Source organism: Helicobacter sp. MIT 14-3879 (assembly GCF_003364125.1).
The window spans coordinates 1-491 of record NZ_NXLP01000197.1; the positions used below are offsets into that span (position 1 = coordinate 1).

Sequence of the window (491 nt, forward strand, 5' to 3'; positions counted from 1 at the left end):
CCAAGATTTGTTGCTACAAGGACAGATGCACAAGTTGCAACAGCAAGAAGTGATTTAGCTTCAGTTCAAAAGGCAGTTGTTGCTAAAGTTTTTGCAGATAATATTGACCCTACAGCAAGCAAAGTTCCAGCTCCAAATGACCCAACTAAAAGTAATATGATTACTTGGGGTGAATGGTTAATTGAAGTTGGTGGATTAGATAGAAGTAGATGGATTGTTGGTGGTAATCGTTTAGCGGCTTATAATGTTGATCAGCAAAATGGAATAGCACCTGTAGGAAATGTTGCTGATAGCACAAAACCAGGCTCACCTTCAAAAGGAGATTGTGGTATGATATTAGGTATTAGCTCAAGAGGAACATTAGAATTTCAACCAAATAATCTTGGTGGTCAAAATAGAGGAACATTCTGTGATTTATTAAAAGCTTCTTATGCTACCTCTTCTGGTCCGGGAAACAAAAGCATTCCTTTAGCTTCAACAGGAACTATTGA

Annotated in this window: 1 pseudogene; it reads left to right on the top strand. The window is 37.9% G+C overall.

Annotated features, from left to right (window positions below):
- Positions 1 to 491 (top strand): annotated as a pseudogene (locus CQA44_RS12935) (hypothetical protein); the annotation flags it as partial.